Below are 24,759 nucleotides of genomic sequence, written 5' to 3' on the forward strand. Positions count from 1 at the left end.
GTTATGTGCATGGCCAGTGTGACTTCGCGATGCTCGCGTGCTGGTGCCGAGGCGCTGCGTCAGGGCACGCAGCTCGCGGCTGACGCACGAGACACCATCCGCTCGGGTGCGGTCCTGCTTCGGGGTTCCCCGTTCGCCCTCGGTTGGGTCGCGGGCTGGGTGTCCACCGAGTTTCCCTTACATGTTGTCACCGGGCATGCGCTGTCTCGGGTATCGCCCCCCGCGATCGGCCGGTTCGGTACCCAGTGGGCGGCGCAGCGTGCGGACCTGGCCTTGACTGGGGCACTCGAGGAATCCTTCGGTCCGGACTTCCGTGACTCGGTATCACATCCGACCACCGATCCTTCCGCATGCGCGCGCCGGGGAAGGTTGCTCCGCAACGGGCCCCGCCGCCGCTACGCGGCACAAACCTCCGACATCTCCTACGGCCCGGGCGGACGGGCACACCTGCTCGACATCTGGCGGCGCCCCGAACTGGCACCCGGCTGCCGGGCGCCCGTGCTGATCCAGGTTCCGGGCGGTGCGTGGAGCGTCAACGCAAAACGCCCGCAGGCGTACACCTTGATGAGCCGGATGGTGGAACTGGGCTGGATTTGCGTCTCCATCAACTACAGCAAGAGCCCGCGCAGCAAGTTTCCAGCACACGTCATCGACGTCAAGAGGGCGATCGCCTGGGTCCGCGAGAATATCGCCGATTATGGTGGCGACCCCAGTTTCATCGGAATCACCGGCGGGTCAGCGGGTGCGCACTTAGCGTCACTGGCGGCGCTCACTCCCAACGACCCGACCCTTCAGCCTGGCTTTGAACACGCCGATACGACGGTCCAGGCGGTGGCGCCGTACTACGGCGTGTATGACTTCACCGACTTCGACAACATGCACGAGATGATGCTGCCGTTCCTTGAGCATTTCGTGTTCAAGGCCCGCTACGCCGAGCAACCGGAGCGATTCACCGAGGCCTCGCCGATTTCCTACGTCCACCGCGAGGCGCCGCCGTTCTTCGTGCTGCACGGCGAAAAGGACCAGCTGGTCCCTAGCGGCCAAGCCCGAGCTTTCTGCGCGGCGTTACGCGGCGCCGGAGCTGCCACCGTGGCCTACGCCGAGCTCGCCAATGCCCACCATGCCTTTGACATCACCCCGACAGTCCGCTCCCGGCTGGCCGCCAATGCCGTTTCCGATTTCCTGGGGGTCGTGTACGGGCGGCAGACCAGCGCCCTGCTGAACTCGCTGGCGCTGTCGGCGACCTCGGCCAGCTGAACAGGGTCGCAGGCGCGAATTTCCGACTCGCTTGCCCATCAGAGTTCACCTCTGCCGGCTGCGGCTCACCGCAGCAATCCGGTGGATCCTCACTTTCACCACCGCGACAACCGGACTAGCGTTGTGTTGGCAATTTCGGTGGCAGGTCGGAAGTAGGAGGCTTGATCAGCGGTGAGAGGGTTGGCGCGCCGAGTTATCCGGACCGCGTGGGGTCGTGACGATGGCTGAGCCTGCCGCGCCCGCCGTGCTGCCCGACGAGCTCGGACCGCTCGACTATTTGTTGCACCGGGGCGAGGCGAATCCACGTACCCGGTCGGGAATCATGGCGCTCGAACTCCTCGACACCACGCCAGACTGGGAACGCTTTCGGGCCCGGTTCGAAAATGCCTCGCGACGCGTCTTGCGGCTGCGGCAGAAGGTGGTTGTTCCAACCCTGCCGACCGCGGCGCCGCGCTGGGTAGTGGATCCAGATTTCAATCTCGATTTCCATGTGCGCCGGGTGCGGGTCGCCGAACCCGGCACCTTGCGGCAAGTGTTCGATCTTGCTGAGGTGATCCTGCAATCACCGCTGGACATTTCTCGTCCGCTGTGGACAGCCACCCTGGTTGAGGGTTTGGCCGACGGCAAGGCAGCCATGCTGCTGCATGTAAGCCACGCCGTCACTGACGGTGTGGGTGGCGTCGAGATGTTCGCGCAAATCTACGACCTGGAGCGTGACCCACCGCCCAGACCGACTCCACCGCAACCCATTCCGCAGGATCTTTCGTCGAACGACTTGATGCGCCAGGGCATCAACCACCTGCCCATGGCTATTGTCGGTGGGGTCTTGGGCGCACTGTCTGGAGCGGTATCGGTGGCCGGCCGCGCGGTTTTGGAGCCTACGTCTACCGTGTCGGGCCTGGTCGGCTATGCGCTGTCCAGTGTGCGGGTGATGAACCGGGCCGCTGAGCCGTCGCCGCTGCTGCGCCGGCGCAGCCTGACCACTCGCACCGAGGCGATCGACATGCCGCTTTCGGACCTGCACAAGGCGGCAAAGGCTGGGGGTGGGTCGATCAATGACGCCTATCTCGCGGGCCTCTGCGGTGCGCTGCGGCTTTACCACGAGGGGCTTGGCGTGCCGATCAGTACGCTGCCGATGGCGGTGCCGGTGAACCTACGCGGCGACGCCGACGCGGCCGGCGGCAACCAATTCACCGGCGTCAATCTGGCTGCTCCGATAGGCACCGTCGATCCGACCGCTCGGATGAGGAAAATCCGGGCGCAGATGACGCAGCGCCGCGATGAGCCGGCGATGAACGTCGTCGGGTCCCTCGCGCCGGTGCTAAGCATCTTGCCGAGAGCGGTATTGGAGGGCATCACTAGTTCGGTGGTCGGCTCTGACGTTCAAGCCAGCAATGTGCCGGTCTTTCCCGGAGATACCTTCCTCGCCGGTGCGAAAATAATGCGCCAGTATGGGATTGGCCCGCTGCCCGGTGTGGCGATGATGGTGGTACTGATATCGCGGGGCGGCTGGTGCACCATTACCGTGCGCTACGACCGGGCCTCGGTCCGCAACGACGAATTGTTCGCGCAGTGCCTGCTGAAGGGTTTCAACGAGATCCTCGCGCTGGCAGGCGACCCGGCTCCGCGGGCGAGACCCGCATCCTTCTCTACGCCGGACGAAGCGGACTCGCGATCGGTTTCCGGCTCATGAGTACCTCCAAAGAACAACAGGAAGAGCGCGAAACGCAAAGGCCAGCATGCGATTTGCGATTGCCTGGCTCGGTGGCCGAGATCATGGCCAGCCCTCCCGGGCCCAAGGTCGGTGCGTTTTTCGACCTCGATGGGACGCTGGTGGCCGGCTTCACGGCCGTCATCCTCACCCAGGAGCGGCTGCGGCGCCGCGACATGGGAGTGGGCGAGCTGCTCAGTATGGTTCAGGCCGGGCTGAACCATACTCTGGGGCGCATCGAGTTCGAAGACCTCATCATCAAGGCCTCTTCGGCGCTGCGCGGGCGACTGCTCAGCGACTTGGAGGAGATCGGCGAGCGGTTGTTTGCCCAACGGATCGAATCCCGGATCTATCCCGAAATGCGGGAGCTGGTACGGGCTCATGTGGCGCGCGGTCATACCGTGGTGCTCAGCTCGTCGGCGCTGACCATCCAGGTCAATCCGGTGGCCCGCTTCTTGGGGATCACCAACATGCTTACCAACATGTTCGAGACCGATGAAGATGGCATACTCAGCGGCGACGTGGTGCGGCCGATCTTGTGGGGACCGGGCAAAGCCGCCGCGGTACAGCGTTTTTCGGCCGAGCACGACATCGACCTCAAAGATAGCTACTTCTACGCCGACGGTGACGAGGACGTCGCCCTGATGTATCTGGTCGGCAATCCGCGGCCGACGAACCCCGAAGGCAAGATGGCCGCGGTGGCCAAGCGCCGTGGCTGGCCGATTTTGAAGTTCAACAGCCGTGGCGGCGTTGGTCTGCGGCGGCAGTTGCGAACGCTTGCCGGCTTCAGCACGATGTTCCCAGTCGCGGCCGGTGCACTAGGTCTCGGTGTGCTCACCGGGAGCCGGCGGCGTGGGGTGAACTTCTTCACCGCGAACTTCTCCCAATTGTTGCTAGCCACCAGTGGCGTGCATCTGAATGTCATCGGGAAAGAGAATCTGACCGCGCAGCGCCCTGCCGTCTTTATCTTTAACCACCGCAACCAGGTTGACCCGGTGATAGCTGGAGCGCTGGTGCGTGACAACTGGGTTGGCGTGGGCAAGAAGGAACTGCAGAACGACCCGATCATGGGCACGCTGGGCAAGCTCCTGGACGGTGTATTCATCGATCGGGACGATCCGGTTGCTGCGGTGGAAACGCTGCACACCGTCGAAGAACGCGCCAAAAACGGATTGTCCATCGTGATCGCCCCCGAGGGCACCCGATTAGACACCACCGAAGTCGGGCCATTCAAGAAGGGGCCGTTCCGCATCGCGATGGCTGCCGGGATACCGATCGTCCCCATCGTGATCCGCAATGCGGAGATCGTCGCCTCGAGAAACTCCACCACGATCAATCCCGGCACCGTCGACGTCGCGGTGTTTCCGCCTATCCCGGTCGATAACTGGACTATCGAAACACTTCCGGACCGCATTGCCGAGGTGCGCCAGCTGTATTTGGACACACTGAAGGACTGGCCGGTCGACGAGCTACCAGAAGTCGGCGTGTACGCCGAGCGAAAGGCTGCGAAGAAAGTGAGGGCTGCCAAAGCCGCCACCAAGAAAACGCCGGCGAAAAAGGCCGCTGCCAAGAGCGCGCCGAAGAAGGTCGTGAAGAAGACCGCGGCACAGGCGCCGGCCAAGAGAGCATCAAAGTCCGCCGCGAAAAAGCCGGCCACGACGAACCCGGACGGATCCGCACTGGCCGTCAAAGATGCTGCGGCACACCAGCCTGACGCGGACGAGGCTACGGCCACTGAGCGTTCGGGCTCGATGCCTAAAGGGCAGCCGTGACCAAGCCAGTTGCCGACACCAGCGCATTCCTCATTGCGCAAGACACGCTGGTGCTAGCTTCGATGGAGTCGCCGGTCGAAATGCAGCTCATTATGGATTGGCTGGACCACCAACGTGCCCGCAATCCGGAGGCGAGAATCGACCTACTGAGGCTGCCGCCCCGCAACGCCGCGCCGACCACTTTGACTGCACTGGTGGAGCAACTCGAGTCCGGGGAAGACCGGTCGATTGTGCCCGTGAAAGTGTTCTGGCAGCCGCCGGCCGATCGCGGCAGAGTGGCCAAGGTAGCTGGACTGCTTCCCGGCCGGGATCCTTACCACCCCAACCCACGTCAGCAACGCCGCATCTTGCGCTCCGATCCCCGTCGAGCCAGGGTCGTAGCCGGGGAACCGGCCAAAGTCTCCGAACTGCGCCAGCAGTGCCGCGAAACTACGGTGGGCGAGGACCAACGCGATTTCGCTCAGTTCGTTACCCGCCGGGCCATCCTGGCGCTGGCTCGCGCGGAGTACCGGATCCTTGGACCGCAATACAAGTCACCTCGGCTGGTGAAGCCGGAGATGTTGGCCTCAGCGCGATTTCGTGCCGGCTTGAAGCAAATCCCCGGTGCCACAGTCGAGGAAGCGGGCAGACTTCTCGACGAGCTGGCTACCGGATGGAGCCAGGTGTCGATAGACCTGATCTCCGTTCTAGGCAGGTTGATCAGCCGTGGATTCGATCCTGAATTCGATTACGACGCGTACCAGGTTGCGGCCATGCGGGCCGCGTTGGAAACTCATCCGGCGGTACTGCTGTTTTCCCATCGGTCATATATCGACGGTGCCGTGGTCCCAGTGGCCATGCAGGACAACCGATTACCGCCAGTGCACATGTTCGGCGGCGTCAACCTGTCGTTCGGCGTGATGGGCCCGTTGATGCGCCGCTCGGGAATGATCTTTATCCGGCGCAACATCGGTGACGATCCGCTGTACAAGTACGTACTCAAGGAGTACGTCGGATACGTCGTGGAGAAGCGGTTCAATCTCAGTTGGTCCATCGAGGGGACCCGGTCGCGCACCGGAAAGATGTTGCCGCCCAAGCTCGGACTGATGAGCTACGTGGCAGACGCCTATCTCGACGGCCGCAGCGACGACATCCTGCTGCAAGGGGTTTCGATTTGCTTCGACCAGCTGCACGAGATCGCCGAATATGCGGCCTACGCGCGCGGCGCCGAGAAGACGCCCGAGGGTTTTGGCTGGCTCTATAACTTCATCAAGGCGCAGGGGGAGCGCAACTACGGCAAAATTTATGTCCGGTTCCCCGAAGCGGTTTCGATGCGCCAATACCTAGGCCCACCGCACGGCTCACTGGCTCATGATCAGGCCGCGAAACGGCTTGCGCTGCAGAAGATGACATTTGAAGTCGCGTGGCGGATCTTGCAGTCGACGCCCGTGACCGCGACCGGATTGGTCTCTGCGTTATTGCTCACCACGCGAGGGGCCGCGTTGACGCTCGATCAGTTGCACCATACATTGCAGGACTCACTGGACTACCTGGAACGCAAGCAGACACCGGTGTCGACCAGTGCGCTACGGCTGCGCTCGCGCGAAGGGGTGCGCGCGGCGGTCGACGCACTGTCGAACGGTCACCCGGTAACTCGGGTGGACTGCGGCCGGGAACCGGTCTGGTACATCGCACCGGACGATCAACTCGCCGCGGCGTTTTACCGGAACTCGGTAATCCATGCCTTCTTGGAGACCTCGATCGTCGAACTTGCGCTCGCACATGCCCGCCACACCGACGGTGACCGCATGGCTGCCTTCTGGGACCAGGCGATGAGGTTGCGAGATCTGCTGAAGTTCGACTTCTACTTCGCTGATTCGGCGGCATTTCGGGCCAACATCGCCGAAGAGATGGCCTGGCACAAAGATTGGGAACACCAAGTCGCCGCCGGTGGTGATGGCATTGACGCGATCTTGTATGCGAAGCGACCGTTGATGTCGGACGCGATGTTGCGGGTGTTTTTCGAGGCCTATGAGATTGTGGCCGACGTGTTGCGTGATGCTCCGGCGGATATCGGAGAAAAGGAACTAACCGAGTTGGCGCTCGGGGTGGGTCGCCAATACGTGGCACAGGCGCGGGTGCGCAGCAGCGAGCCGGTGTCGACGCTGCTATTCGCCACGGCCCGCCAAGTCGCCGCCGACCAGAACCTAATCGCTCCGGCACCGGATCTCGCCGAACGTCGTACCGCTTTCCGGCGCGAACTGCGATGCATTGTGCGTGACTTCGACTACGTTGAGAAAGTTGCGCGTAACCAGTTCGTCGCTCGCGAGTTCAAAGTTCGTCGCGGGCTCGTCGACAACAAGTATTCCAGCGCCGCGCAGTAGCACCGTTATTCGGTGGCTCGGCGTCCTCGGCGGTGGTAATCACCTCCGCCACTGCAGTTACTGCGTCGTGGTGGCGCACCATTGCCCCGCTCTGAGCAGCAGGTTGCTTACGCAATTGGACTGTGCCGTGTTGAGCGTGTGGCTCCCATCCGAGCATCGATACGCGCTTATCCACAGCAGCGACTCTTTCCACAGGCATGCCCCGTGCGCACCCTCGCTGGTGCGGCGTGTCGGTGTCCCGGAGCTCAATAAGACCACCACGAGCGCTACCGCACGAGTATGAAGGGAATTCGAATCACATGTTTGAAACGCAGCTGACCGTCGTCGGTCATATCGTCAACGATCTGCAACGCCGGAAGGTCGGCGACCAAGAGGTCGTCAAATTCCGGGTAGCCAGCAATTCTCGCCGCAGGACTAGTGACGGCGGGTGGGAGCCGGGCAATTCGCTATTTATCACCGTCAGTTGCTGGGGACGGCTGGTCACCGGTGTCGGCGCGGCGTTGGGCAAGGGCGCACCGGTGATTGTGGTGGGCCACGTGTACACCAGCGAGTACGAGGACCGCGACGGCAATCGCCGTTCCTCGCTGGAGATGCGGGCAACGTCGGTCGGGCCAGATCTCTCGCGAGTGTTCGTGCGCATCGAGAAGCCCAGTTACACTGGCCCGAGCCCGGAGAAGGTCCCGGCACCCGGAACGACGGGGGAGTCCGCGATCGTTGTGAACGACGAAGGCCTCGCCGCCGGGGTTGACTCTGTCCCAGACGTGGCTGCCGTCGAGGACGCTGCTGGCGACCCCGCGCTACCGTTATCGGCTTAGTACCGGTAGGTGGTGCCTAGGATGGTCGGCGGGGTACCCCGGCTAACCCTGCAAGATCAGAAAGGCAATACCGCGGCATGGCTGAGTTCATCTACACGATGAAGAAGGTCCGCAAGGCGCACGGCGACAAGGTGATCCTCGACGACGTTACGTTGAGTTTCTATCCCGGCGCCAAAATCGGTGTCGTCGGCCCCAACGGGGCTGGTAAGTCGAGCGTCTTGCGGATCATGGCTGGATTGGACAAGCCGAATAATGGTGACGCGTTCCTGGCTACCGGGGCGGCGGTCGGCATCCTGCAACAGGAGCCGCCGTTGAACGACGAGAAGACTGTCCGGGGCAACGTCGAAGAGGGCTTGGGCGACATCAAGATCAAGCTTGACCGATTCAATGAGGTCGCAGAGCTGATGGCCACCGACTACTCCGACGAGCTGATGGAGGAAATGGGCCGACTGCAAGAGGAATTGGACCACGCCGACGCATGGGATCTCGACTCGCAGCTGGAGCAAGCCATGGACGCGTTGCGCTGCCCACCACCAGACGAGCAAGTGACCAACTTGTCCGGAGGCGAACGCCGCCGCGTCGCGTTATGCAAGCTGCTGCTGTCGAAGCCTGATCTGCTGTTGCTTGACGAACCGACCAACCACTTGGACGCAGAAAGCGTGCAGTGGCTTGAACAACACCTGGCCAGCTATGCCGGAGCAATCCTCGCGGTCACCCACGACCGCTACTTCCTGGACAACGTCGCCCAATGGATCCTGGAACTCGACCGTGGCCGCGCCTATCCGTATGAAGGCAACTACTCGACCTACTTAGAGAAAAAAGCGGAACGCATCGCGGTGCAGGGCCGCAAAGATGCCAAGTTGCAAAAAAGGTTGCAAGAGGAGCTGGCCTGGGTGCGCTCCGGCGCCAAGGCGCGCCAGGCCAAGAGCAAGGCTCGGCTACAGCGCTACGAAGAGATGGCTGCCGAGGCGGAGAAGACCCGCAAGCTCGACTTCGAGGAGATCCAGATTCCGGTTGGGCCGCGGCTGGGCAACGTCGTTGTCGAGGTTGAGCACCTCGACAAGGGCTATGGCGGGCGCACCCTGATCAAGGACCTGTCCTTCACGCTGCCCCGCAACGGCATCGTCGGCGTTATCGGTCCTAACGGGGTCGGCAAGACCACGTTGTTCAAAACCATCGTCGGGCTAGAGCAGCCTGACAGCGGCACGGTCAAGGTAGGCGAGACCGTCAAACTGAGCTACGTTGACCAGGCCCGTGCCGGTATCGACCCGAAAAAGACGGTGTGGGAAGTTGTCTCCGATGGTCTGGATTACATCGAGGTTGGCCAAAACGAGATACCGTCTCGAGCCTACGTGTCGGCCTTCGGGTTCAAAGGGCCAGACCAGCAGAAGCCGGCCGGGGTGCTATCGGGCGGGGAACGCAACCGGCTCAATCTCGCGCTGACCCTCAAGCAAGGCGGCAACCTGATCCTGCTCGACGAACCGACCAACGACCTGGACGTCGAGACGCTGAGTTCATTGGAGAACGCCCTGGTGAACTTCCCCGGTTGCGCTGTGGTGATCTCACACGATCGCTGGTTCCTCGACCGGACCTGTACGCACCTCCTGGCGTGGGAAGGTGACGGCGACAATGAGGCCAAGTGGTTCTGGTTCGAGGGCAATTTCGGCGCTTACGAGGAAAACAAAGTAGAACGGCTTGGTATCGACGCCGCGCGTCCGCACCGGCTTACTCACCGGAGGCTGACGCGCGACTAGTGTGAGGTTTGCTCGGGCCCCGCGACGATGCGGCCGGTACGGCCGCTGAGGAGGGGGGCGATCGGGCAGGGCCCCGCGACGATGCGGCCGGTACGGCCGCTGAGGAGGGGGGCGATCAAGCAGCGCGCTGGTATCCGTCGTGAGTGGGGAGCAGCCGGTATGACGAGCGATCCCGGGGTTAAGCAGGATGTCGGGCCGTGGACCAGCTTCACCGAGCCGGCCGATATTCCGGACTGGATCTCCCGGGCCTACCTGAATAGCTATCGGGGTCAAGCGGACGACGGCTTGGGAGCCGCTCCAGCGCCGCCCTCGGTGGTGAAGCCGCGCATGCTGAGTGCGCACTATCGCCTCGGCATGCATCGCGCGGCTGGTGAGAGCTGCGTCGCGGTATATCCCGCCGATGATCCGGCAGGCTTTGGACCGGCGTTGCAGGTGGTCACCGACCACGGCAGCATGCTGATGGATTCGGTGACGGTGCTCTTACACCGGCTCGGGGTGCGCTACACCGCCGTCATGACGCCAGTGTTCGAGGCGCGCCGCAGTCCCGACGGTGATCTGCTGCGCGTCGAACCTAAAGCGGCCGGTGCGTCACCGTATGTCGGTGAGGCATGGATTCACGTACAGCTCTCGCCCTCGGTCGACAGCAATGCCCTCACCGAAGTGGAACGGCTGCTGCCCAAGGTCCTGGCCGATGTCCAGCGGGTCGCCCAAGACGCGGCGGCGATGATCGACACCTTGGCCGAACTGGCCGCAGCAGTCGACAGCGACCTCGAAGGCCACTACGCGGCGCTCGATCGCCAGGAGGTCGCGGCACTGCTGCGCTGGCTAGGCAACGGCAACTTTCTCTTGCTCGGGTACCAGCCCTGTCGGGTCGACGACGGCATGGTGATCGGCGATGGGTCGAGCGGACTTGGCGTGCTGCGCGCGCGCTCGGGTACCCGGCCGCGGCTGACTGACGAAGAGAAACTGCTGGTCTTGGCCCAAGCGCGGGTGGGCAGCTATTTGCGCTACGGCGCCTACCCGTACGCCATCGCGGTGCGCGAGATGCTCGATGATGGCAGCGTTATCGAGCATCGCTTCGTGGGGCTGTTCACCGTGGCCGCCATGAACGCCGACGTGCTGGAAATTCCGGCGATCTCGCGGCGGGTTCGCGAAGCACTCGAGTTGGCCGGCAGCGACCCTAGCCACCCCGGCCAGCTGCTGCTTGACGTCATCCAGACTGTCCCGCGCCCCGAGCTGTTTACCCTGAGCGCCGAGCGGTTATTGACGATGGCCAAAGCCGTAGTGGATTTGGGCTCACAACGACGCGCATTGTTGTTCTTGCGGGTGGATCGGCTGCAGTTCTTCGTCTCATGCCTGGTCTACGTGCCGCGCGACCGCTACACCACGGCGGTGCGCTTGCAGATTGAGGATATCCTGGTCCGCGAGTTCGGTGGGACGCGACTGGAATTCACCGCTCGGGTCAGTGAATCGCCTTGGGCGCTCATGCATTTCATGGTCCGGTTACCCGAAGACGCTCCGCCGGGATCGGTCGATGTTTCGGAGGCCAACCGGCTGCGGATCCAAGCGTTGCTCAGTGAGGCTGCGCTCACCTGGGCTGACCGGCTTATCGGCGCGGCGACGTCGGGGTCCATCACTCACCATGACGCCGAGCATTACGCGGCTGCGTTCCCCGAGGTCTACAAGCAGGCGATTAGTCCGGCTGATGCCATCTACCACATAGCGATCATCAACGAGCTGGCCGATGATTCGGTCAGGTTGGTGTTTTCCGAGGGCGACGAGCAAGGTGTCGCGCAGTTGACCTGGTTTTTGGGTGGGTGTACCGCATCGCTGAGCGAGCTGTTGCCGATGCTGCAATGCATGGGTGTTGAGGTGCTCGAGGAGCGACCGTTCACCGTCACCCGCCCCGACGGGCTGCCGATCTGGATCTACCAGTTCAAGATTTCGCCCCATCCCACGATCCCGGAAGCCGCGACGGAGGCTGAACGGACTGCGGCTGCACAACGATTCGCCGATGCGGTCACCGCGATCTGGCAGGGCCGAGTCGAGATCGACCGGTTCAATGAATTGGTGATGCGTGCGGGGCTGACCTGGCAGCAGGTTGTGCTGCTGCGCGCGTGCGCCAAGTATCTGCGGCAGGCAGGCTTCCCCTATAGCCAGTCCTACATCGAATCGGTGCTCAACGAACATCCCTCGACCGCGCGCTCACTGATCACATTGTTCGAGGCGCTGTTTGATCCCAGACCGGCAGGCGCACCGGCAAAGCGGGATGCGCAAGCGGCCGCGGCCGCAGTCGCCGCCGATATCGACGCGTTGGTGAGTCTGGACACCGACCGCATCCTGCGGGCGTTCGCCTCGCTGGTGCAGGCCACGTTGCGGACCAATTACTTTGTGAAGCGGGAGAATTCAGCGCGCAGCCGCGATGTTCTGGCGGTCAAGCTGGACGCGCAGCTAGTCGGTGAGCTGCCACTGCCGCGCCCGAAGTTCGAAATCTTCGTGTATTCGCCCCGGGTCGAGGGCGTGCACCTGCGATTCGGTCCGGTCGCGCGCGGCGGTTTGCGCTGGTCTGACCGCCGCGACGACTTTCGCACTGAGATCCTCGGTTTAGTCAAGGCTCAAGCAGTGAAGAACGCCGTCATCGTGCCCGTCGGCGCCAAAGGTGGATTCGTCGTCAAGCGGCCGCCGCTGCCCACCGGCGACGCAGCCGCCGACCGTGACGCCGTCCGCGCCGAGGGTGTGGCCTGCTATCAGCTGTTTATCTCCGGATTGCTTGATGTCACCGACAACGTCAACCACGCGACCGGAAAGGTCAGCCCACCGCCCGAGGTGGTGCGGCGCGACGGGGACGACGCCTACCTGGTGGTGGCCGCCGACAAAGGCACGGCCACGTTCTCTGATATCGCCAACGATGTCGCCAAGTCCTATGGGTTCTGGTTGGGTGATGCATTCGCTTCCGGCGGATCGGTGGGCTACGACCACAAGGCCATGGGCATCACCGCCAGGGGGGCCTGGGAGGCCGTCAAGCGCCATTTCCGGGAAATCGGGGTCGACACGCAGACCGAGGACTTCACCGTCGTGGGCATCGGTGACATGAGCGGCGACGTGTTCGGCAACGGCATGCTGCTCAGCAAGCACATCAGGCTCATTGCTGCGTTCGATCACCGGCACGTCTTCCTCGACCCGGACCCCGATGCCGGTGCCTCCTGGGAGGAGCGTCGGCGGATGTTCCAGCTGCCCCGATCCAGCTGGGACGATTACGACAAGTCCTTGATCAGTGAGGGTGGCGGCGTTTATAGCCGCGAGCAGAAAGCGATTCCGATCAGCCCGCAGGTCTGTGCGGCTTTGTGCATTGAGAGCGAAGTCGCCGAGATGTCCCCGCCCAACCTGATCCGGGCAATCTTGCAGGCGCCGGTCGACCTGCTCTTCAACGGCGGCATCGGCACCTACATCAAGGCCGAGTCGGAGTCCGATGCCGATGTCGGCGATCGCGCCAACGACTTGGTGCGGGTTAACGCAAACCAACTGCGCACCAAGGTGATTGGCGAAGGCGGCAATCTCGGGGTGACGGCATTGGGCCGCGTCGAATTCGATCTGTCGGGAGGCCGGATCAATACCGACGCGCTGGACAACTCCGCCGGAGTGGATTGCTCCGATCACGAGGTCAACATCAAGATTCTGATCGACGCACTGGTCACCGCGGGAAAGGTCCGATCCGACGAACGCAAAGAGTTGCTGGAGTCGATGACCGACGAGGTGGCACGGCTGGTGCTCACCGACAACGACGACCAAAACGACTTGATGGGTACCAGCCGCGCCAACGCGGCCAGTCTGTTGCCGGTGCACGCCGACCAGATCAGGCACTTGGTGGCCAAGCGCGGGCTCAATCGGGAACTGGAAGCACTGCCGTCGGAGAAGGAGATCACACGACGCGCCGAAGCCGGTATTGGGCTCACCTCGCCCGAGCTGGCGACGTTGATGGCACACGTCAAGCTGTCGCTCAAAGAAGACGTGTTAGCCACCGAGCTGCCAGACCAGGATGTGTTCGCGTCCAGGTTGCCGGAATACTTCCCACGGCCATTGCGCGAACGCTTTACCCCGGACATCCGTTCGCATCAGCTGCGCCGCGAAATCGTGACCACCATGCTGGTGAACGATCTGGTGGATACTGCCGGCATCAGCTATACCTTCCGGATCGCCGAAGACGTTGGTGTCACGCCGATCGACGCGGTGCGCACCTACGTCGCGACCGATGCCATCTTCGGGATCAACCACTTGTGGCGGCGGATTCGCGCGGCTCAGCTGCCGGTGGCAATCTCAGACCGGTTGACACTGGATACCCGTCGGCTGATAGACCGGGCCGGACGCTGGTTGCTCAACTACCGTCCGCAGCCGCTGGCCGTCGGCGCTGAGATCAACCGCTTCGCCGCCAAGGTCAAGGCGATGACGCCGCGCATGTCGGAGTGGTTGCGCGGAGACGACAAAGCCATCGTCGAAAAGGAGGCCGCTGAGTTCACGGCACTCGGCGCGCCCCACGACCTGGCTTATCGAGTGGCCGTCGGCTTATACCGCTACAGCCTGCTTGACATCATCGACATTGCCGATATCACCGAGGTTGGCTCCGCAGACGTTGCCGACACCTACTTCGCCCTGATGGACCGGCTGGGCACCGACGGCCTGCTTACCGCGGTTTCTCAGCTACCCCGCAAAGATCGTTGGCATGCGTTGGCGCGCTTGGCAATTCGTGACGATATCTATGCCTCACTGCGGTCGCTGTGTCTGGACGTGCTGGCCGTGGGCGAGCCTGATGAAAGCGGGGAACAAAAGATCGCCGAATGGGAGCACATCAGTGCGTCGCGGGTGGATCGGGCCCGCCGCACCCTCGATGAGATTCGGGAAAGTGGGGCAAAGGATTTGGCGACGCTGTCGGTGGCGGCACGACAGATCCGCCGGATGACCCGCACCAGCGGACGTGGAGCTTCGGGATGAGCGCCGGCTTCGTTGCGTCGGTGCCGGTGCGCTGGTCCGACATTGACATGTACCAGCACGTCAACCACGCCACCCTGGTCACCATCCTGGAAGAGGCGCGTGTCCCGTTTCTCAAAGACGCGTTCGCTGCCGACATCACGACTATCGGGTTACTAATTGCCGACGTCCGGGTCACCTACAAGGGTCAACTGCGGCTGTCCGATTCCCCGTTGCAAGTGACGATCTGGGTAAAGCGGCGGCGCGCGGTCGACTTCACGCTCGGTTATGAAGTGCGCTCGGTCAACGCGGAGCCGGACTCCAAGCCGGCTGTCATCGCCGAGTCTCAGCTGGCCGCCTTCCATATCGACGAGCAGCGGCTGGTTCGCCTGTTCCCACATCACCGGGAGTACCTGCAGCGGTGGATGCGGTAGCCGAGCGCGGGCTGTGGCTTAAGGACACGGCTCACCGCGCGGATCTGGCCAGGTTCGTGGAGCGCGCGATGCGGCTCGACGATGCCGCGGTCATCCGACTGCGTGCACGATCGGCCGGATTGCTGACGGCATGGGTGGCAACGGGTTTCGACGTGCTAGCCAGCCGGGTGGTGGCCGGCAAGGTGCGACCCGACGATTTCTGTTCGGGCGCAGACGGGTTGGCGCGCGGACTGGCGGCGATGGACAACTCGGGCTACGTCGATCCGGGTTATCCGATGGACTCGGCATGGCGGGGTGTGTTACCTCCTGAATCAGGTTTCACCCACCTCGACGATGTGCCGGCTCAGGCCATCCTCGAGCTGTCTCAGAACGGCGCATGGCTAGCCAAAGAGTACGGAAGCACCCAGGGGCCGCCGGTCTCGCTGCTGGACCAAGAGGTTGTCCAGGTCAGCTCCGGCGACGTCACCGTTGGGCTGCCGATGCGTTGTGTGTTCGCCCTGACCGCGATGGGTTTTTTGGCGCAGCCGGCCGACGTGGTCGACGCGGACGAAATTGTTCGGGTCCGGGTTCACCCGGCGTGGTTGCGGGTCGACGCCCGCTACGGGTCTGTGTACCTGCGCCGCGGCCATCCTGCGCTGGTGCTGCGCTGACACCTGACTTTTTTGGCTAGCCCGGGTCTTGCCAGTGCAAACCGGTACGGGTAGTAGAGGCGTCGTCGGATTTCGGCGTTGGGCAGAACCTCGTTGGCTACCTGTCGAGTCTGATCGAGGTTTTCGTGGGGCTCGGTGACCGGTGCGCCGATATCACGGGTCTCCCGATGAAGGCGCGTTTCTACCCAGGCGATGGGCCACACAGCAGCGACCATGCCCAGTTGCGGATCGCCTTGTTCGCCGCAAGCACACGACGGCCAGCTCGCCGCCGGGCTTGAGTAGTTGGCGCGTTTTGCCAGCGCCTCTTGCAGCGGCTGGTGGTGAATGCTGGCCACGAACATGATGACGTCGAAGCTCTGCTGGGGCGCGGCGAAGCCTCGAAAGTCGCAGTGGTCGACCGATGTGTTGGCTTTCGAGTGCAGCCGGCGACGGGCTCGTTCGACGGTGGCAGCGTCGGATCGATGCCGACCACCCGGCGCGATACTACTGCCAGCCGCTGCACCAGCAGGCCCCCACCGCACCCCACATACAAGACGTCGGCGTGGTGCCGCGCCGCAATATCGCCAGTAGTCCGCCACGCATGGCAAGTTTGCCAATGTGGCTGCGGTGGGCATCAAGTACGACGCTGACCGGCGCATTCTATCGACCTGCTGCATAGCGAGCTTGGTCCTGGCTGGCCACCCCGCAATCGGGAGGCCCATACCGGGCGCCGGCCGAGGCTGCATACCGATGCCATGCGGCGCCGGTATGCATGTCAAAACTATTGAACAAAACGTTGCAGCCGAGAAAATCGGACCGGTTGTCCAAAAGTTAGACTTAATGGATAGCGCATATAACATTATTATTACGGTTAGCTATCGCTATCATAACGCAACTTGCTGTCTTGAGTTGTCGCCATTACCTTATAGTCATTTCGCGACTATAACCGATTCCAGAGAGTAAGCGCATGACAAGTCCCATTGTTGTCGCCGAACGTATCGATGCCCGACGACGGTCGTGACTTTGGCTGAGCGCGGATGTGCGTCTCTCATGCTTCGGCAAGGGTCTACTTCGTAATGTATCGGCAATGTGGTGGGGTTGTTGACGAATTTGCCCGTCGTGACGACGTCTTTCCGAAGCAAACACAAATAGCGAACATTGACATTTCCAGTGCTGCCACGTATATCAACTCGCGATGGGCGGCCGTGACTGTCGCACATCGATGTAACCCGTCGGATCCGCTTCAGTTGTGCACCAGCTTTCAATTAGAACTCACGCGAGCATAAAAGGGATTGCCATCGACGCTAACAATTTGATCCGCTCGGCTGAGCACGCAGCGGTCAACATCACTATTCCGTCCCATGGCCGGGTCGACGTCACGAGAACTTTCTCGCAGGCTCGCGTCGGCAGATCTCCTCACCGCATTGTCCGCAGCAAATGCCTGCGCTGGGCATCACTGCCGCCCGCGCAGCGTTGTGTCTGGGTGGAGCGGCTCTACGGTCTTTACCGCGAGACGGTGCGCGGCGACACGAAGGATGTGTTTGCGGCCCAGGTTTTTGGGGCCGGTGAGGTTCACCTGAAGATCTTCTTTGGTGCACGCGACGAATTGGCCGGTTTTGCATACCTGGGTGTCGAGCGGATTGAGCATCAGGCCAACCACTACGCCGTATTATTCGGAGGCGCGTTCTTCCGCCCGGGCTATCGCGGCGGAACAAGTAGCATGCTGTTCGCCCTCCGCCAGGTGCTTCGCTTCAAACTCCGTGCACCGCGCACCCCGATCGCCTACTTGACCCGCAGTTCGTCACCCGCTGCATATCGTCTGTTGGCCCGGACGATGCCACGGATCTATCCGCGCCGCGGGCACCGAACGTCTGGTGATGTCGAAGCTCTGGTGATGGTGGTTAGCGAGAAAAGGAATTACGTGCGGGTCGGTGACTCACCCTGGGTCGTGCGTTCGGGCGCTACACCGCTTGATGCCTCGCGGTTGCGCGGGCTCGAACATGACCCGGACGCGCAGTTTTTCTTTCAGGCCAACCCGCGCTTCACCGACGGAGAAGCACTCCTGGTGTGGATACCTGCGAACCTGGCAAACGTCGCTGGCGGGTTGTTGAAGCTACTACGCACGCGGAGTACCACGTGAGCGCACTGCCGAACTCACCGCAGTGCGCGCGTTCGGATCTATCGGCTTCCGCCGCCAGCACGGGTTAACGTAAGCAATTAATCGCACCTGAAGGATGGGAAGTCGCAGGGCATGGGGCAAAGCACCGAGAAGCGCAGCGAACGTCGAGCAAATAGGAGCCCCTAATCTTTCCCGGCATTCGCGTGAGGGACTACGAATTGAGAAGGTTGTAATAGAAACGTCTGGAGCCGGATAATGATAGCCATCAGCAGTTTGCCGATGCTCACCAAAGTTGCCGCAACTACTTATCGATTGATACGACTGAAATCGTCATCTTGATAGAAGTCTTGGTACGACTGCCCCCGAAAATCGTGTTGGCATAGAACCATGCGCCGGTCGCTGATAGAGTCCTTGCGGAAGAATTGTGGGCATGCAAGTATCGCTTGCGTGAACGTAATGACTTGCGGCGTGGGTGATGCAGAGATACAGATTCTCGATCCCGACGATCCCGACGACTATCGGCGGTTGGAAAACCTACGCGCTGATGCCTGCATTGAATTCCTGGACCAGCTTGACGGGCAGGTGGAATCCGTCCGAAGTCTCCGTCCCGGCCCCAACGCTGAGTTGATTGCCGAGCGGAGCCGGTGGGTCTACTACCCCTGGCGCCGAAACGTGGTCGCCGTATTGGGCCCCCAAGCCTTTCGGGCGGTACGGCTCGACCGGAACAGGCATCTGATTACCGTCGAGGAGCAAGGCCGGCTCGCCGCGCTACGCATCGGAGTGGTCGGATTGAGCGTCGGACATGTCATTGCGTATACCATTGCGGCCGAAGGATTGTGCGGAGAACTGCGACTCGCCGACTTCGATCGGTTAGACCTATCCAACCTCAATCGCGTGCCTGCATCGGTGTTGGACCTCGGTACCAACAAGGCGACGGCTGCCGGGCGCCGGATAGCCGAGCTGGACCCGTATTTGCGGGTGCGGACATTTACCGCGGGAGTAACTCCAGATGCTCTGGATGCATTCCTCGATGGCCTTGACATCGTTGTCGAAGAATGCGACTCGCTCGACACTAAAATCCTGGTCCGGCAGGCTGCGCGCAGCCGGCAGATACCGGTCGTCATGGCCACCGACCACCGCGGCTTGGTGGATGTCGAGCGGTTTGACCAGGAGCCGACGCGACCGATTCTGCACGGCTTACTTGGCGACGTTGATGGCGCCACCTTGGCAGGGTTGTCGGCCAGGGAAAAGATGCCGCACTTGTATCGTCTCGCCGACCCTGGCCGGGGGACTGCGCGTGAGGCCGCGACGCTCATCGAGGTCGGAACTACACTGTCCGCGTGGCCGCAACTGGCGAGCCAAGTCACACTCGGCGCGGCGACGGTAGCAGAGGCTGTCCGCAGAATTGGTCTGGGTGAGCCGCTATTGTCTGGCCGGACCCGTATCGACATCGCCGCGGCGCTGGACCATCTCGACGAGCCCGCCACTGCGCACCACGAGGGCACCGCCAGGTGGGACGGCGATCCGCAGTCCGACCCTGACGCCGAAATACTGGCCGATGTTGGCAAGCTGCCCAACATCATCGACGTGGTCGCCACGGCAGCCAGCCGCGCGCCTTCGGTCGGAAACGCGCAGCCATGGCGCATCGAAGTTGATCACGATGCCGTCGCCATCGAACTTGTACCTGAGCGTACGTCGTTGGTGGACATCGATTTTCGAGCCAGCGCAGTCGCCATCGGCGCTGCGGTGTTCAACGCCCGGGTAGCGGCCGCAGCTCACGGAGTCCTCGGGCCCGTGGAGATTGGCCACAGCAGCGAACAATCGCCCCTCTGCGTGGTTGTGAAGCTAGGTGCTGACAGCGACCCCGAGCTGGCGCGACTCTATCGACCGATGCTGCTACGACAAACCAACCGACACCACGGGACACCGGCTCCGATTGCAGATGCGACCCTGGAATTGCTGGAATCAGCGGCCCGGCGCGAAGGCGCGCGGCTGCAGCTTCTGCGGACGCGAGACGAGATCGAGAGGGCCGCAATGATTCTCGGGGAGTCTGATCGCATCCGCTATTTGACTCCCGAACTGCACGCCGAGCTGGTGGCTGAATTGCGTTGGCCGACAGATCCATCCTTGGAGTCGGGTATCGATGTCCGAGGCCTCGAGCTGGATCCTTTCCGATTGGCGATGCTCGACACGCTGTGTCGACCCGAAGTCATGGCCGAACTAGCACGATGGAACGGTGGTGTCGCCCTGGGTGCCGAAAGCTATTTTCGAGTTTGTGCGAGTTCCGCAATAGCCCTCGTGTTCATCCAAGGTGAGACATTGGCCGATTACGCGTGTGGTGGATCAGCTGCTGAGGCCGTCTGGATCCGCGCGCAGCAACATGGGCTGGCAGCGGGACCGATCTCGCCGCTGTTTCTCTATGCCAAGACCAGTCAAGAGCGTTCCGATCTGTCACCGAACTTCGCCCCCCAGTTGCAGCGTCTGCAGCGTGAATTCAACGAACTGGCTGGTACGCAGGCTGGTGAGTCGCCGATTATGGTGCTGAGATTCTGCGCTGCGCCAAGCCCATCGATCCGCAGCCGACGTCGCCCCTTCATGAGGCAGAGCATTCAGGGGCAAGACGGCGCGCGCACATGATAGCGGCGCTCATCGGCAAGCGGCACTTGGCGCGCACGGCGCAGGACATCTCCGCCCGTCCCGCGAACTCGGCCTGGCCTGCGCTATGGGCAATGTTGGTCGGCTACTTCATGATCGTGCTCGACTCCACCGTCGTAGTCCTCGCCAACCCGAGCCTGATGGCCGAGCAGAATGCCAGCTATCAGATGGTGATCTGGGTGACAAGTGCCTACCTACTCGCCTACGCGGTGCCGTTGCTGCTGGCCGGTCGGCTCGGTGACCGGCTCGGCCCCAAAAAGGTGTACTTAGCTGGCCTTGGGGTGTTCACCGCGGCGTCGTTACTCTGCGGGTTCTCTAGCACCATTGCCACGTTGATCCTCGCTCGCGTCGTGCAGGGCATCGGCGCATCGCTGCTTTTCCCGCAAACCTTGACGATGATCACCCGGATCTTTGAACCGCAATGCCGTGGTGTGGCGCTCGGCGCGTGGACTGCCACCGGAGGAGTTGCCACCCTGGTCGGGCCGTTGGCCGGCGGTGTGCTGGTCGAGGCGTTCGGGTGGGAGTGGATTTTCTTCGTCAACGTCCCCATCGGCATCGTCGGGCTGGTGCTGGCAGCTCGCTTGCTTCCGGTGCTGCCCTTGCATAAGCAACAGCTCGATTTGCCCGGCGTCGGGTTGTCCGGTCTGGGTTTGTTGCTCATCGTCTTCGGGCTGCAAGAGGGGCAGCAAGCCGGATGGGCGCCATGGACGTGGGCCATACTTATCGGCGGCGCAAGTACACTGGCGGGTTTCGCGTACTGGCAGGCGGTCAACCCACGCGACCCGCTGATCCCGCTAGAGATCTTTGGCAACCGCAATTTCAGCCTGTCCAACATTGGGGTGGCGGCTGCCGCGTTTGCGACGACCGCAATGATGGTGCCGGCGATGTTCTTTGCACAAGCGGCAGATGGCCTATCGCCGACGCGGTCAGCCGTCCTGATTGCACCGATGGTGATTGTGAGTGCTGTGGTGGCGCCGATTGCGGGCAAAGTTGCCGACAGGTACAGCCCTCGGCTTGTTATTGGTTCAGGCTTTTTGATGCTGGCGCTCTCGCTAGCGTGGCTCTCGGCCGAGATGTCCCTGACCACGCCGATCTGGCGGTTGGTATTGCCGATCACGGGGCTCGGTATGGCGATTCCGTTCGTTTGGGCGCCGTTGGCTACTGTGGGGACTCGCAACTTGCCGTCGCAGCTGGCCGGTGCGAGTGCGGGGGCGTATACAGCCGCCCGCCAGCTGGGCGCTGTCCTGGGCAGCTCGGGTATGGCTGGGTTCATGACCTCGCGGATCGTTGCCCGGCTGCCGCCGTTTGCCGAGGGTGCGCAGCCACCCGTCCCGCAGGGCAGCGAGGGCGCCGTTCCACAGCTACCTGAGTCCTTACGTGAGCCGTTCGCAGCTGCGATGGCGCAGTCGTTGCTGCTGCCCGCGCTGGTTGCGTTGGGCGGCGGCTCCGCCGCCCTGTTCATGGTGAGTTTCACCCAGTCGGCGGACACCCGTCATCGGCAGGCGAACCCAGCCGGGTAACTGGAACACGGCCTCCCGGTCACTGCCGCCTCGCCGCGATTCCGGTCTCTTTTCCCGGCGACCGCAAGGCTCATTGGCGTGTTTTGCCTTCTGGAACTAACCCCCGCATGTGGCGAAGACGGGTTACATGTGCTGTCGGTCACGCGATACGACGCAGCAGCCGGCCGGCACGACGATCACGAAACTGTGCCCGGTGCTCGAATAGATTCGGTCTCGACCGCTAAATCAGCATCGGCCTGGGAGTGGCCCACCGGCGACGGGCCGAAGCTACACCAGCCAGGCGGCGGTGTCCGGCGGTAATTGGCCGTCTATCAACGGCGCGCTTGCCACGAGCAGCTCGCCTGGTGGCAGCGTTATCGGGCGATGGCCTGCATTCAGCGCGCACACCAGTCCACCGCCGCGGCGCGCGAATACTAGCGAATGGTTGGGTGCGGGCAGCCAATCGATCTGACTGCCATCGAATTCAGCCCGGGTGCTGCGTAATTCGAGTGCCGCTCGGAAAAACGACAATGTCGAGCCAGGGTCTGCGAGCTGCTTCTCAACAGTCAACGCCGCCCACTCGTCCGGCATCGGCAACCAGGTCTGGGCGCACGCCGAAAACCCGAATGGGGGAGCGTCGCCCGACCACGGCAGCGGAACACGGCACCCGTCGCGGCCACGTTCGGTATGACCCGAGCGTTTCCAGGTCGGGTCCTGCAGTACCTCGTCGGGCAGATCCACATCAGGTAGCCCGAGTTCCTGACCGTTGTAGAGAAATACCGCGCCCGGTAGCGCGAGTATGACCATCGCCATGGCCCGCGCCCGGCGCAGCCCAATCTCTCCGCCGCCGTACCGGGTGACCTCCCGACCCACATCGTGATTGGCGAGCGTCCAGGTCGGGGTGGCGTTTTCTAGCGCCGCAGCCACCAGCGAGTTCTGCACGGCGTCGTGGATCTCGGCGGCGTCGAATGCAGTCCGGGTCAGCCGGAAGTTGAAGCCGAGATGCAGCTCGTCGGGTCGCACGTATTCCGCCCACCGCGCGTTGTCGTGCACCCACACCTCGCCGACCGTGACCGCTCCGGGATAGTCGTCGATAACTGCGCGGATATCGCGGTGGATGGCATGCACATGCGGGCGGTTGAAGCGGGGATCGTCATCGGTGTGGCGCAAGATCTTGGCTTCGGCGGTGGCGTCGGGCAGCCCAGCGGGCTTAGCCATGCCGTGGGCTACGTCGATGCGAAAGCCGTCCACGCCACGTTCCAGCCAAAAGCGCAGCGTCTTCTCGAAGTCGTCAAACACCTCGGGGTTATCCCAATTGAGGTCAGGCTGCTCGGTGTCGAAGAGGTGCAGATACCACTGGCCTGGGTTGCCGTCCGGTTCGGTCACCCGGGTCCAGGCCGGTCCACCGAATACCGACTCCCAGTTGTTCGGCGGTCGCGATCCGTCCGGGCCGCGGCCGTCGCGAAAGAAATAGCGGTCGCGTGCGGCACTGCCGGAGCCCGCGGCCAGCGCCGCCTGAAACCACGGGTGCTGGGAGCTGGTGTGGTTGGGTACCACGTCCATGGTGACCTTGATACCCCGCTCATGTGCCGCCGCGACCAACCGCTCGAACGCCGCCATCCCGCCGAAAATCGGGTCGATGTCCCGAGGATCGGCGACGTCATAACCGTGGTCGGCCATCGGCGAGACGGTAACCGGGTTGATCCAGACTCCGTCGACACCAAGCTGTTGCAAGTACGCCATATGGGCGGTAAGCCCGTCTAGGTCGCCGACCCCGTCGCCGCTGCTGTCCGCGAACGAGCGCGGATACACCTGGTAGAACACCGCATGTGACCACCACGGCGGGTCAACGCCGCTGCCCGACATGTGGGACCTCAAAACGCGGAGTTGACCAGGGAGTGGGCGGCCATCTCCAGATAGTCGAGCAACTGGCGGCGGTGCTCGTCATCAAGGGTTTCTGAGTCAATGGACGCAACCGCGGTGTGCATGCAGCGCAACCAGGCGTCGCGTTCCAGTGGGGTGATCCGAAAGGGAGCGTGTCGCATGCGCAGGCGCGGATGGCCACGTCGATCCGAGTACGTTCGGGGGCCGCCCCAGTACTGCTCGAGAAACATCCGCAGTCGTTCTTCGGCACCGGACAAGTCCGGTTCGGGATACAGCGGACGCAATATTTCATCGTCAGCGACCTGCTCATAGAAGCGCGACACGATCGCATGAAACGTCTGGGCGCCGCCGACGGCGGCATAGAAGGACTGTGGTTGTTGTTCGGGTTCCATTACCTCCATTGTGGGCTATGCGAGCCGGACGCCGCGGTTACGCCCATCCTCACGGTGCGCTTGCGCCAAATCGTTGTTTGGCGCGCGCCATGTCGGCGGCGAGTCGGTCCAACATGTCGCGCAGCGGCGACGGCGGCAGGCCTGCGCCACCCGTCTCGAAAGTGCTCAGCTCAACCCCGGCCTTGGCACACTCGACAAAGGACCAAGGTCCCCCCGGTTCGTCGGCGCCCAATCGCTCGGTGACCGTAGCCACCGTACGTTCCTGTAGCTCAGCCATCTCCGCGAGCACCGACATGAGGCGATGCTCGTAGCGGGCGCGCCGCACGGTGGCATCGTCACCCGCGAAGCCCTGATGTGCTGCCCCGATGCTGACGCAGCCATCTGATGCCACGACAAAACCCTCCTCGCACGCGGCTGCCGCGATAACCAACCTTTTCTTGTCGAGGTCCTGCATCCCGGAAATGCAGTCACTTATCGCTCGCAGTGCGGTCTGGAGCCGTTCGGGCATTTCCC

At 62.8% G+C, this 24,759-nt stretch carries 15 protein-coding genes; 12 read left to right on the plus strand and 3 right to left on the minus strand.

What is annotated here, in order from left to right; genetic code table 11:
- Positions 1-3: 3 nt before the first annotated feature.
- The 12 genes from F0Q45_RS06615 to F0Q45_RS06675 all read left to right on the plus strand — a co-directional run bounded on the left by F0Q45_RS06615 (position 4) and on the right by F0Q45_RS06675 (position 21,991).
- A complete protein-coding gene (locus F0Q45_RS06615) occupies positions 4-1,257 on the plus strand; it encodes an alpha/beta hydrolase (protein ID WP_149653201.1) in 1,254 nt (417 codons plus the stop codon).
- Positions 1,258-1,477: 220 nt separating this feature from the next.
- Positions 1,478-2,950 carry a WS/DGAT/MGAT family O-acyltransferase gene (locus tag F0Q45_RS06620; RefSeq protein ID WP_149653187.1) on the plus strand — a complete coding sequence of 491 codons (1,473 nt, stop codon included), beginning with the start codon at positions 1,478-1,480 and terminating at the stop codon, positions 2,948-2,950.
- Positions 2,947-4,740, plus strand: a complete 1,794-nt coding sequence (locus F0Q45_RS06625) for an HAD-IB family hydrolase/lysophospholipid acyltransferase family protein (protein ID WP_149653188.1) — start codon at positions 2,947-2,949, stop codon at positions 4,738-4,740. Before F0Q45_RS06620 ends, F0Q45_RS06625 begins: the two co-directional genes overlap by 4 nt.
- Complete coding sequence (locus tag F0Q45_RS06630; RefSeq protein ID WP_149653189.1) at positions 4,737-7,103, plus strand: glycerol-3-phosphate 1-O-acyltransferase; 2,367 nt, start codon at positions 4,737-4,739, stop codon at positions 7,101-7,103. The genes F0Q45_RS06625 and F0Q45_RS06630 overlap by 4 nt, the downstream gene beginning before the upstream one ends.
- 299 nt (positions 7,104-7,402) lie before the next feature.
- Positions 7,403-7,918 carry a single-stranded DNA-binding protein gene (locus F0Q45_RS06635; protein WP_149653190.1) on the plus strand — a complete coding sequence of 172 codons (516 nt, stop codon included), beginning with the start codon at positions 7,403-7,405 and terminating at the stop codon, positions 7,916-7,918.
- Positions 7,919-7,995: 77 nt separating this feature from the next.
- The gene (gene ettA, locus F0Q45_RS06640; protein WP_149653191.1) at positions 7,996-9,672 is read left to right on the plus strand and encodes an energy-dependent translational throttle protein EttA; all 1,677 of its coding nucleotides are present in this window, start codon (positions 7,996-7,998) and stop codon (positions 9,670-9,672) included.
- A 159-nt stretch (positions 9,673-9,831) separates the two neighbouring features.
- Positions 9,832-14,658 carry an NAD-glutamate dehydrogenase gene (locus tag F0Q45_RS06645; RefSeq protein WP_149653192.1) on the plus strand — a complete coding sequence of 1,609 codons (4,827 nt, stop codon included), beginning with the start codon at positions 9,832-9,834 and terminating at the stop codon, positions 14,656-14,658.
- Entirely contained in the window at positions 14,655-15,068 is a 414-nt protein-coding gene (locus F0Q45_RS06650; protein WP_149653193.1) for an acyl-CoA thioesterase, read from the plus strand. Before F0Q45_RS06645 ends, F0Q45_RS06650 begins: the two co-directional genes overlap by 4 nt.
- Entirely contained in the window at positions 15,056-15,718 is a 663-nt protein-coding gene (locus F0Q45_RS06655) for a hypothetical protein (RefSeq protein ID WP_149653194.1), read from the plus strand. Before F0Q45_RS06650 ends, F0Q45_RS06655 begins: the two co-directional genes overlap by 13 nt.
- 1,291 nt (positions 15,719-17,009) lie before the next feature.
- Positions 17,010-17,837: a hypothetical protein gene (locus F0Q45_RS06665; RefSeq protein ID WP_149653195.1), complete on the plus strand. Its 828-nt coding sequence runs from the start codon at positions 17,010-17,012 to the stop codon at positions 17,835-17,837.
- 435 nt (positions 17,838-18,272) lie between these two features.
- Entirely contained in the window at positions 18,273-20,453 is a 2,181-nt protein-coding gene (locus tag F0Q45_RS06670) for an Rv1355c family protein (protein WP_149653202.1), read from the plus strand.
- Positions 20,450-21,991, plus strand: a complete 1,542-nt coding sequence (locus tag F0Q45_RS06675) for an MFS transporter (RefSeq protein ID WP_149653196.1) — start codon at positions 20,450-20,452, stop codon at positions 21,989-21,991. Before F0Q45_RS06670 ends, F0Q45_RS06675 begins: the two co-directional genes overlap by 4 nt.
- Before the next feature lie 267 nt (positions 21,992-22,258).
- Here F0Q45_RS06675 and F0Q45_RS06680 read toward each other — a convergent pair whose 3' ends face one another.
- From F0Q45_RS06680 to F0Q45_RS06690, 3 genes are all read right to left on the minus strand, one after another.
- The gene (locus tag F0Q45_RS06680; RefSeq protein WP_149653197.1) at positions 22,259-23,836 is read right to left on the minus strand and encodes a glycoside hydrolase family 13 protein; all 1,578 of its coding nucleotides are present in this window, start codon (positions 23,834-23,836) and stop codon (positions 22,259-22,261) included.
- Between the two features lie 8 nt (positions 23,837-23,844).
- On the minus strand, positions 23,845-24,246 hold the full coding sequence (locus F0Q45_RS06685; RefSeq protein WP_373424932.1) for a globin: 402 nt from the start codon (positions 24,244-24,246) through the stop codon (positions 23,845-23,847).
- A gap of 49 nt (positions 24,247-24,295) precedes the next feature.
- On the minus strand, positions 24,296-24,759 hold a 464-nt coding region (locus F0Q45_RS06690; RefSeq protein WP_223163880.1), incomplete at its 5' end, for a hypothetical protein.

Source organism: Mycobacterium simiae (genome assembly GCF_008370645.1).
GTDB lineage: Bacteria > Actinomycetota > Actinomycetes > Mycobacteriales > Mycobacteriaceae > Mycobacterium > Mycobacterium simiae_A.

Excerpts from the sequence above, each read along its gene's own strand:
- F0Q45_RS06670 (WP_149653202.1), top strand. The coding sequence starts at position 18,273 with ATGACTTGCGGCGTGGGTGATGCAGAGATACAGATTCTCGATCCCGAC.
- F0Q45_RS06620 (WP_149653187.1), top strand. The coding sequence starts at position 1,478 with ATGGCTGAGCCTGCCGCGCCCGCCGTGCTGCCCGACGAGCTCGGACCG.
- F0Q45_RS06680 (WP_149653197.1), bottom strand. The coding sequence starts at position 23,836 with ATGTCGGGCAGCGGCGTTGACCCGCCGTGGTGGTCACATGCGGTGTTC.
- F0Q45_RS06635 (WP_149653190.1), top strand. The coding sequence starts at position 7,403 with ATGTTTGAAACGCAGCTGACCGTCGTCGGTCATATCGTCAACGATCTG.
- F0Q45_RS06625 (WP_149653188.1), top strand. The coding sequence starts at position 2,947 with ATGAGTACCTCCAAAGAACAACAGGAAGAGCGCGAAACGCAAAGGCCA.
- ettA (WP_149653191.1), top strand. The coding sequence starts at position 7,996 with ATGGCTGAGTTCATCTACACGATGAAGAAGGTCCGCAAGGCGCACGGC.
- F0Q45_RS06650 (WP_149653193.1), top strand. The coding sequence starts at position 14,655 with ATGAGCGCCGGCTTCGTTGCGTCGGTGCCGGTGCGCTGGTCCGACATT.
- F0Q45_RS06645 (WP_149653192.1), top strand. The coding sequence starts at position 9,832 with ATGACGAGCGATCCCGGGGTTAAGCAGGATGTCGGGCCGTGGACCAGC.
- F0Q45_RS06615 (WP_149653201.1), top strand. The coding sequence starts at position 4 with ATGTGCATGGCCAGTGTGACTTCGCGATGCTCGCGTGCTGGTGCCGAG.
- F0Q45_RS06675 (WP_149653196.1), top strand. The coding sequence starts at position 20,450 with ATGATAGCGGCGCTCATCGGCAAGCGGCACTTGGCGCGCACGGCGCAG.
- F0Q45_RS06685 (WP_373424932.1), bottom strand. The coding sequence starts at position 24,246 with ATGGAACCCGAACAACAACCACAGTCCTTCTATGCCGCCGTCGGCGGC.